This is a genomic window from Lysinibacillus sp. GbtcB16, assembly GCF_019091145.1.
GTDB lineage: Bacteria > Bacillota > Bacilli > Bacillales_A > Planococcaceae > Lysinibacillus > Lysinibacillus fusiformis.
Map to the genome: position 1 here is coordinate 1 of NZ_JAGXJV010000105.1, position 570 is coordinate 570.

1 protein-coding gene is annotated in these 570 nt (G+C 35.4%); it reads right to left on the reverse strand.

Annotated features, from left to right (window positions below; all coding sequences use genetic code 11):
* The coding region (locus tag KVT27_RS23540; RefSeq protein WP_254636263.1) for a response regulator at window positions 1–570 on the reverse strand (570 nt) is incomplete at both ends.

A 570-nucleotide genomic window follows, 5' to 3' on the forward strand; every position in this document is an offset into this window, starting at 1 on the left:
ATTTTGAGAGGGACATTTAGCTCACTAAATAGTTGGCGTATTCGGTAAATAGTATTATACAAATTTGCTAATGCACGTTTTTCATCTGTGTTAGGCCAAATATCATCAAGAATTTTCCACTTTGAAACAGCTTTTTCTTTATGGAGAAGGAAGTAATAAAAAAGCTCTTCGGTAACACGGGTAGGCCACTTTAGTGATTGATGGTCTTTTTTTATAAATGTATTACCGTACAGTTGTACTTGAAGAGTATTTGAACTTCTTTGTTGATTCGTAACACCGTAATATTTTTTTAGGCGGTAATCTACATCCTGTACAGCGCTAGGTGTTAATGGTTTTAATATATAATCGAGAGCTTGTACCCGAAACGCTTCTAAAGCATAAGTGGGGTAGGCAGTAGAAAAGATAATCGGAACATCGATACCGTCATCTACTAATTTCTTAGCGAGTTCAATTCCTGTCATTTTAGGCATTTCAATATCTAGTAAAATAGCGTCTAATGTGTAATGAGGAAGCATGTTAATTGCCTCTAATGGTGACTGGAAAGTATCAACAATTTGAAATCCGCCATGT